At 22.4% G+C, this 10,264-nt stretch carries 5 protein-coding genes; all 5 read right to left on the reverse strand.

The genetic code is table 11. The features are described from left to right. A partial coding sequence (locus ACERKK_RS07370; protein WP_373772435.1) for a hypothetical protein occupies positions 1–2,506 on the reverse strand: 2,506 nt, incomplete at its 3' end. Beyond that, a complete protein-coding gene (locus tag ACERKK_RS07375; protein ID WP_373772436.1) occupies positions 2,503–3,630 on the reverse strand; it encodes a hypothetical protein in 1,128 nt (375 codons plus the stop codon). The genes ACERKK_RS07375 and ACERKK_RS07370, both read right to left, overlap by 4 nt. A gap of 3 nt (positions 3,631–3,633) precedes the next feature. Continuing rightward, a complete protein-coding gene (locus ACERKK_RS07380; protein ID WP_373772437.1) occupies positions 3,634–7,239 on the reverse strand; it encodes a PEP/pyruvate-binding domain-containing protein in 3,606 nt (1,201 codons plus the stop codon). Further along, positions 7,232–9,820, reverse strand: coding sequence for a hypothetical protein (locus ACERKK_RS07385; RefSeq protein ID WP_373772438.1), 2,589 nt, complete (start codon positions 9,818–9,820; stop codon positions 7,232–7,234). Before ACERKK_RS07385 ends, ACERKK_RS07380 begins: the two co-directional genes overlap by 8 nt. Position 9,821: 1 nt before the next feature. Further along, positions 9,822–10,264, reverse strand: a 443-nt coding sequence (locus ACERKK_RS07390; RefSeq protein WP_373772439.1) for a hypothetical protein, incomplete at its 5' end; no start/stop codon positions are given.

Raw genomic sequence — 10,264 nt, forward strand, 5'->3', positions numbered from 1 at the left:
TCCATCTTTTATCATTAATTCTGTTTCTATTTACTTTATCCATAAATATCTGGGGTGAAAATGCCAATACTTCATCAATATGATTTTCTAATACACATCCTAAAATAAGTGCAAAATATGCTCCCATTGAAGATCCCATACAAACAACTTTATCATACTTTTTACTAATTATTAATTTTTTGATAAATTTTATATTCTCATCCATATTTGATGTAAAAGGAAAAATACCTTTATTATACCAAGTATGAGAAGGATCCATTAAAAATATTTTATGAGTATTTATATCTTGAGTTATTAAAGGATATTTATTATAAAAAAGTCCCCCTAAATTTCCATAAGCACCAGTAAAAGATAAAACTAATACTTTTGCATCTTTATTTTCAAAATCAAAAAGTGCTGTTAGTGTTTTATTATGGGTTGTCATTCTAAAATTAGAATAGTCATGATATTTCTTTTGAACAAAGCTATAGGTTGGGATAAGCTTTTGTGTTTTAAAATCATGAATTTCTAAAATATTTTTATGAAAATTTGAATCAACTTTTGGTTTTATTTTATATTGTTTTATATCATCACAATAAATTACTAGATAATTATCATTTGTCATTAAATTTTCTAATGCACTAATATCTATTAGTTCACTATTTTCATAAAATTTAATTGAAAAATATGTATTTCCCCATTTTTTTGTTTTTAATAATTTTAAGTTATTAAGACCATTTAAATTTTTTAATTTATTATATGAAAGTGCTAATAATCCATTAATTTCTTTTAAATTAGATAAAGGTATTAAATTTTCTATTTTATTAGCTGATATTGAAAAACTTGCACCTATATATTCTAAATCTTCCAAACCTTCAAGACTGGTGATTTGATTTTGATGTAAAAATAAAGAAGATGAAATATTCTTTATTTTTTTTAAGAATTTTATATCTTTTAATTTATTATTAGTAATTTTAATAGCTCCGGAAAACTCTTTATTAGAATTAAAAACTTCACTTAAAAAATTACAATTATCTAATAAAGTATTTGATATATTTATATTACCTACTTTGAATAATGAATTAAAACCATTAATTATAAAAAGTTTTTTACAATTGTTAATATATAAATCACTTTTAAGTAACAATAAGTCATTTAATCCATTTATTTTTTTTAATTCTTTCATATTCAATATCTTTAAACTTTTTAAAGATTGTAATTCATTTAAATCATTTATCTTTTCTAAATTTAAATTATCTAAAATAAGTTCGCCATCTAAACTTAGTAAATTTCTTAAACCATTTAAGTCTGTTAAATTATTACAGTTTTCAAATTTTAAACTTCCATTTAATCTTTTTAATATATGAAAACAATTTAATTCATTACTACTAATATCTAATTCCACAAAATTCAATTGTGGAATAGATAATGTACCTGTAAAAATATCAAAATATTCACAATAAAATATACCATCTTGTTCTAAAATAATATCTTTTGTATATTTATTTAACACTTTCATAAAATTTTGTATTTCTTCTGTATTAAAATTTTCATAAACTATATTTGATAAAGGATATATTAAATGTAAAAAATCTTCTAATTCTTTTGATTTTTCTTTTTTTAAACTATTTACTGTTTTTATTATTGCATTAAATATATGCTGATTATTTGTTACTGCTCTTTTTTCTTGTCTATTGATATAAGTACTTTTATCATCTAATTTTCTTAAGAAATATTTTTTTTGCATAAAAGAAAATTCTTGTTCACAATTTTCTAAAAAAAGTTTAACAAACTTTGATCCTGTTTTTTTATTATTATATATCTCCGAATTATTTTCTAAGCCTTTAGGTAGATTAAAAGTATCTTTATCTTCACTCAAACTAATTAAATTATTCCAAAAAAATTCAGCATCATGAAGTTTATGAATTAGAGAATCAAGTTCTTTTTTGCTTTTAGGTAAATCTTCATTTTTACCGATCTTCTCTTGCATAATACTTTGTGACCATCGTGCAAGACCTTCCATAAACCACATATTATTAAAATGTACATATGAATATTGATAAATATGAAATAGCTCATGGATAGGTGTAGCAGTTTTTTTTATAAGATTTCTGTGAATTGTAATACGTAAAGATTTTCCTTCATAAGAAGTATTTTTTAATTCTTTTATATTTTCATCATATACAAGTCCTGAAGCAATGCCATGCTCTCTTGGTATATTTTTTATATATATATCAATAAATTGTGCACCTTTTTTATAAAAGAACCCACCTTTTAAAGGATTTCTTAATCCAAAGGAATCTTCTAATAAAATTTTTGCTGTTTCAAATTTATATAACATTAATAATATGTAATCAGGTATTCCACAGTTTTGTGAGTCCGTAATATTAAGAGGCGCAGTTTCTTTATCCAATGAATAAAAAAATCTCCATTGACGATATAATAAAATATTAGAATAAAGAGGATCTTCTATTTTTATAATAGTTGAACTATTAATAATATTTTCATAACTAACTCCACTTATCATTTACATACCTTTATAATATCACCTGTTTGTTTTTTTAATTCTAATATTTCCCACTTATCAGGATTTTCTACTTCACTACCAATCCCAAAATAAAAACAATCTTTATATTTTTCAAAACTTCTTGCAAAACTAGGATACTTAAATTTTATAACTTCTTCTTTTTGATTAAGTTGTCCTTCTTTTATCTTATACACGATATTTTCATTTTTTGTATTTATTAATAAAAAAATATTTTCTCCTCGAACTAAAATATCTCTTGGTATTTCATCTTCATGGAGTTGTATTTTTTTTATTATCAAATCTTTTGAAATAAAATATAGCCCAAAAGGTTTTCCTTGATGATCATTATGTTTCTTTACACCTATATATAAACTACCTGACCTTAGTTTTGTTGATTTTACTATTTTAACAGAAGTATTATCTAGCTTTGTATTAGGAAACATTCTACTTATATTTAAATCAAATCTTGAAGAAAATGTTTCTCTATTAGTTAACCATTGTGTTATATTAAGTTTTAAAGGATACTTTTTTTGAAAAGTTTTAGTTGCAAATATTTCATTTTCTATTTCTATAAAACTGTATACTCTACCTTTTCCCTGAGCTATTTTTTGCCATGTTTTTGCATTTAGGTCACTTACAAAAACAGCGCCTTTTCCCTTTAAACCAATTGCCGTAAATATTTTTCCATCTTTTTCAACAATATCATATACATGTAATGCATTTGCTAATGTTCTGTACTTTTGCCATGTATTATTTTCTTTTTTATAAATATTCCCATATGTCCATTTTTGTGTTGCATCATGACCTGGTATATATAATCTATTTTTATAAACTTTGAAAATATCTATTTGTTCTTCTGCAACCTTATATTCATATTCAAACTTTTCTGTTTTAGGATCAAGTGAAACAACATAAACTCGTCCTGCATTTTGTGCTGGTCCTTTATTGCTACTATTTCCAGCACCTAAATATATTTTTCCTTCAAAAAGTTGCATATCCCAAATATTTCTAGCATAAATATCTTCTCCATTAGAATACTGTTTGATATAAGGATTACCTAAATAATTATAATCTTTTGAAAAACAAAAACTAATAATCAATATAAAAAGAAAAAGTATTTTCATTTTTTACTCCACCCATGGTCTTGCTTGTTTAATATGTAATATTCCATTACTTGTTATTTTGAATTCTATTTCCATTGCAAAAATACTATTTTTTTCTATATTATAAACTTTTTTAAAATGTTCTTCAATCTTTTCTAGTGATTTTTGTAACTCTTCTAAATACTCTGTCTGTATTACTTTTTCAGTTTTTTTAATCATATTCGAACGATTTATATATTGCAATACATAATCTTTTCTATTTCCCGCAATTACTCCTACAATTTCTTCAGCTATTGAGTACTTTCTAGGATTTGTAACAAGTGCTTCTCCAATTTGTGAATTAATGTAAAAACCTTTTCTTTTTTTATCAAAGATATTCTTTGTAACAGCAACACCATTAGCTTTTTCACCTTTATATCTTGGATGACAGCAAACACCCATCATCGTTTTAATATGAACTATTTTATGAAATTCTCTTTCTTCATAAGCTCTATAATTCCAAATACTTGCCCATACTTTTTTAATAGCATAACTTAATGGTTTCGAAAAATCCTTATAACTATAGGAATCATATAATCCTGCTCCACTAAAATTCTTTAAATCTTCATTATTTGCACTTGATCGTAATCGTAAATATGAGTTCTTTGGATAATATCCTAGTATCTTATTAAACTCATTTTCCATCCATTGAGCTACTTTTCCATTTCTTATCTTATTTCTAAATTCTTTTAATAAAATTTCTTTTTCTTGTATATTTTCAAGAACTTTATACTTATTACATAAAATCTCGATCTCTTTATAAAAATCATTATATTTCAAAAATTGATCATAAAAATAAAATGGTATACCAAAGCCATCAGGAATATTTTTTTCACTAAATATATTATAAAGTTCGCCTAAATTTGATGTTTTTGTACCATATGCATCAAAATCTTTATTATTTATATTTCTAATATGTTTTATTTCTTTTTCTTGTAAATTACTTTTAGGAATTAATTCTTTAATTGGTCTTATATTATCAAAAAAAGATTCTACTTCTTTTTTAGTTGCTTTAGAAATTTTATAACCATTATTATTTATTTCATACCTAACATAGCTATCTTTTAAAAGTAATAACTCTTCTTTGATTGAAGCATTCTTTAGATATGCATTTGGTATTTTGTTTTGTTTTGCAAGTAAATTAATATGAGATAATGATGTTTGAGGAAGTGTTGTTAAAATTCCACTTACATGACTTAAATAATTTGGAATATAGTCAAATACTACAATATCTTTTATATCAAAATTCTCTTCATTGCTGGCAAAACGTAATATTCCATAAGATGTACCATTGTTATAAGGAATATAATCAATTTTATTAAATAAAGTATCTGTTTTAATAAATCTAATATTACTTTTATCATATTCTTCTTTATCTTTTAAAACTTGTTGTTTTTGAATATCACTTATAGTATGAATAAATATATTATCCTTTGCAAATTTTATTCTTTGTGTTAACATATTCCATGCTAATTGAGTATGATGAAATAAAATGGCAACTGTTGGCCAAAAATGAATGGTATAAATACCTTTCTCATTAGTTTCAGAATATAAATCATGGTAAATTAAAGAACCAACTATATTTTTTCTTTGACTATTTGTATATGATTCTCTTCTAAATTTACTAAATATACAATCCATATCAATATTATTCTTATAAAAATCATAATGCATATTGAATTTTTTAGTATTCATCCAATAAAACCTAGGATTTGTATTTATATCAACAATAATAAACTTAGTCTCTATAACATTAAATTTACCAGGAATATTTGTTTTAGTAGAAAAAGAAATAAATTCATTTTTATTTACAAATTTTTCCACGTAATTATCATTTTTTATATCTATTATTTTTTTTCCAAGCATATTTAGTCTTTGAGAATAACCCTCATTTAATTTTTTTGCAATTAAACTAGTAATCTCTCTACGTTCTCCTCCATTCCATGTTATTTCATTAATTATAGGCTGATTATTAAAATAAAAAACATCTATTCTAATATGATCTGCTTTTACAAGTTTTGCAACCTTTAAAGCTAGTTTTTTACCTTCTTTCCACCAATGAGGTAATACCCCTTTATTATTTGATAATAACTTACCGTTTTCATCAAAACTTGGAAAACCTTTAACTCTTGCAAAAAAACCGACAACTTCTCCAAAAACTATAGAAAATTTCAATTCAATACTATCTTCAATTAACTCTTCTAATATTACGCCTGGGTTTACCATCATACTAGACCAGTCTTCTTCTATTTGCTTTTCTAACCACTTTTTATTAATCTCTTTTTTTAAATATTCAAAGTCTACATCTTTACCATACATTTCATTTTTTTTAGCAGTGTCATTTGCAGATATAAACTTTCCATTTCTTATTCTATATACGCCATTACTATTTGCTAAATGTGTTGACTTAATAACAAAAGACTTTAATCCATTTTTATATAATTGTTCAATTCTTTCAAAGAAATGATCATCTTGTCTATGTGAATACATAATAATTGGCATTGAAGGAATTCCATGTTCCTTTAAAAAATGATAAATATAAACTTTATCTTGCCATCTTACTAAATCAATTCTTTTTAATTGAGTTCCATCGCCTTCTCTACCTCTTAAGAAAACATATTCTAAATATTTTAAATTAGGTCTCCAATCATCATCTAATATAAATTCGTCTCTTATATCTAATAATCTACTTTTTAAGTTTACAGATAAATCACAAATATTACTTTTTGAGATATTTTCATCAATATCTTGAGCATATACAATTATATTATTATAAGAAAAAATACTTTTTTTAGATGGAATTATTTTAAACTTCTGAGAAGAATCCACTATAACTATACAATTTCCACTTACTTCAGATATATTATTTAAAGCTTTTATATCATTAAGATATGGATTTTTATTTAAAGCTATTGTTCTTAGCTTACCATTCCACTTTATTGTTTTTAAATATTCTAAATTTTCAAGACCTGCTAAGCTTTTTAATTTATTGTTTACAACACCTATCATTCCATTAACAAATTTTAAATTAGATAATGGTTTTAGTGATTTTAAATTATTTGAAGAAATTGAGAAACTTGCATTGACATGTTCTAACTGTTCTAATCCTTCTAGTGTTTCTAATGCATTATAATGTAAATATAAAGATGAGTTAACCTGTTTAAGTCCTCTTAAAAAAAATATATTCTTTAATTTAATATTATTAATTATTTTTAACTCTTTATTTAAAATATGACTTTGACTAAAAAGAGAGTTAAATCCAAATATTTCTTCAAGATTAAAGTTCTTTGATATAATTAAACTATCAATTAATTTTAATGCATTAAAACCAGTTAATGATTTGAGTTTTTTACAATCATTTATTACAAGTTTTTTTACCCCTTTTAAATAATTAAAAAAACTAAAATCTTCTAATTCCTTATTAGTTAAATAAAGTTCTCCTGTAATATATTCTATTTCATTTAAAACTATAAAATCTTCAATTAATAAATTAGTACAATCAAGTTTTTTAATATTTAATGTTTTGCTTTCTTTATTATATGATTCAAAATCAATTTTATATTTATTTAAAAGCTTTTGTATATTATCCATTATTGCACTCCCAAATGTATCTACTCATCATCTGAAATAAATCTTTTTCATATCTACCAAGGGTATAACCAAATCTAACATTAATTTCAAATATTTTTGGTATACCATCTTTGATTTTATAATCAATACAACAAGTTAAATATTCACCTTTTGGAATAATTCTTTTAAGAATTTTTGTAAACTCTTCTTTACAGGGACAAATAATCTTTTTATCTATCATTTTATATTTTGTATCTTTATTTAATACATATTTTTCAGATGTATAAGATTTTTCATATGTAATTTCTTCTAAAATATTATCTTTATATAAAATATTAGTTGCATACTCTGTATTACCAGTAATATATTCATTAATTACATAATTATCTTTTATTTCTAATTCTTCTAAAGAATTTACAATTTCTATATTTTCTCCATTAGCAGAACTAATTTCCTTTGTTATACATGGAAATTTAATATCATCTATATTTTTATAGTAAGTAGGGATATAAATATCTAAATTATTATTTTCCATGCACTCATAAAACTTTTTTTTATTTAAAAGAGTCATTACTGTTTCAAGGTTATTTACAATAAATTTCAAACCATTATCTCTTAATATACACCTATTTTGAAATAAAAACTTTTGAGCATTGTATTTTTGACCATATATATATTCAATTCCATGTTTTTTAGCATAAAGAATTAAATTATTAGGATTATTAAAATTTAATAGATGAGCTTCAAGATAACTATTATTTTTTAATACATTAATCCAAGTATTATAAAAAAGTATTTTTTGTTTTGTAGGTTCGATATAATCTTTAAAAATATCCTTTGTTCTAATAACTGTTTTATTTTTTACAATTTCAATGGTTTGTTTATAAAAATCTGAATCTTTTGAAGGTATTATATTTTTATTATTAGAGTTAATATAAATAATACAATGGTTTGTATTTGATAAACAATTTAATGCGCTAATATCAATTAGATTCACATTTCCTTGTAATGCTAAACTTCTATACTCATCATTCCATTTTGTTACACTTATTTCTTTTAAATTTTCTATACCTTCTAGACTCACTAACTTATTATATGCTACACCTAACATACCATTAACTTTATTTAGTTTTTTTAATTCATCTAAAGAGACTAAATTATTCCCAGATAAAGATAAACTTGCATTAACTTCTTTTAATTCTTGTAAGCCATCTAAAGTATCTAAACTATTATTATGTAAGTAACATGAACTATTTATATACTCTATTCCTCTTAAAAAAGAAACACTTTTTAATAATTTGTTTGACTCGATTTTAATAAATCCATCAAGTTTTCTCTTAGTTCTAAAAAATTTGAAAAATCCAAAAATATCTTTCAAATTTTCATTATTTTTAATAGTTAAGTTTTTTATATATTCTAAAGAATTAAAGCCTGTAATTTCAGATAAATTTTTACAATTACTTATTGTAATTGAATGGACAGATTTAAGCTTATTAAATATATTTAGGGATTCTATTTTACTATTTTGAAATATTAGCTCGGCATTTGTTTTTTTTATTAAAGCTAATTTTTCTAACTGATTTAAATTCAATGTAGATAAATTTAATGTCTTTACTTTTAATTCTTTAGATTCTAAATCAAAATAATCACAGTATAAAAAGTTGTTATTTTTATAAACTAATTTTTCATCACAAATTTGCAAGATAGAAAAAAAATCTTGAATATTATTTTCTTTTAGCGCTTTATTTTTTTTATGTAAATATTCTTCTACAATTTCTAAAAAAGTTTTAAGTTCTATATCAAAAGAACATGTACTCTTATTTATACTTATTAATAATGATTTTAAAATATATTTATTATTTCTACTGTTTTTTTTATCATCATTATTCCAAATAATATTATAATTATTTTCAACTTCTATTGAAGAGGTACTTGTTTCTTCTAGAAAACATTTAATAAAAGTTATTCTATCTTTAATTTTTGAAAGAAGTCTTCTAAAAAAATACTCTGTATCATGTGCTCTAGATAAAAGATATTTTAACTCTTCAATATTTTGTGGTAATCTTTCTTCTATCATTTTTCTATTATGAATTAAGTTTTGGCTCCATCTTGCAAGCCCTTCCATAAACCACATATTATTAAAATTACAATAGTTATATTGGAATACATGAAAAAGTTCATGTATTGGTGTAGCAGTACTTTGTATTAATCCATTATGTAATTGAATTTTAATAGATTTACCTTTTAAAGATTTCTCTTCAAAATAATGACTATTATCTATTAACTTTGATGCAACTAAACCTTTTTGGATAGGAATATTAATTATTAAAATATCAATAAATTTTGCACCTTTATCAAAATAAATTCCTTCTTTTAAAGGATTTTTAAGATGTAGTTTTTTTATAAATATTTCATATGCTTGTAAGAAATGTTTAAATACATCAATTATATAATCAGGAATATTCTCATTATAATTATATGCTAAATTTGAAGGTGTTTTTTCACTTACCCTTATATTATAAAATATTCTAAATGGATAACTTATAAAGCATCTTTCATAATCTTTATTTATAAAATCTTTATTCTTGATTTTAATTTTCATATTATAGTTTCTTTAATAATGGTAATAATATTTCTTTATAAAATTCACTTCTTTTAAAATCAACTAATGTTACAAAAGTTTTTGAATTCATAAAATCAATAAACTTTCCACAATCTAAACTCACCCATCCTAATCCCCAAGTTCTTCCTTCAAATTTTTTATCATAATTCAAACTATTGATAAATTTTTTTAAATTGATTCTATTTTCTTCATTCATTTTTATAACTTTAAACTTACTATCATATTTTTTATATTCTATAAAACCAATATGTAAATTAAAAGTAGCAACTTCTATATGTAAAAGATATTTTGCATGTCCAAAATCATAAAAACTACCAAATAATTGTTTTCTTGGTAAATTAGTTTTTTTATCATAATTATTAAACCACATTTCACAATATTCTTCATTATAAACATAAGTATTTGAACCGGTTTGTTCTATAT

Source organism: Poseidonibacter sp. (assembly GCF_041821165.1).
Lineage (GTDB): Bacteria > Campylobacterota > Campylobacteria > Campylobacterales > Arcobacteraceae > Poseidonibacter.

Excerpts from the sequence above, each read along its gene's own strand:
- ACERKK_RS07375 (WP_373772436.1), bottom strand. The coding sequence starts at position 3,630 with ATGAAAATACTTTTTCTTTTTATATTGATTATTAGTTTTTGTTTTTCA.
- ACERKK_RS07380 (WP_373772437.1), bottom strand. The coding sequence starts at position 7,239 with ATGGATAATATACAAAAGCTTTTAAATAAATATAAAATTGATTTTGAA.
- ACERKK_RS07385 (WP_373772438.1), bottom strand. The coding sequence starts at position 9,820 with ATGAAAATTAAAATCAAGAATAAAGATTTTATAAATAAAGATTATGAA.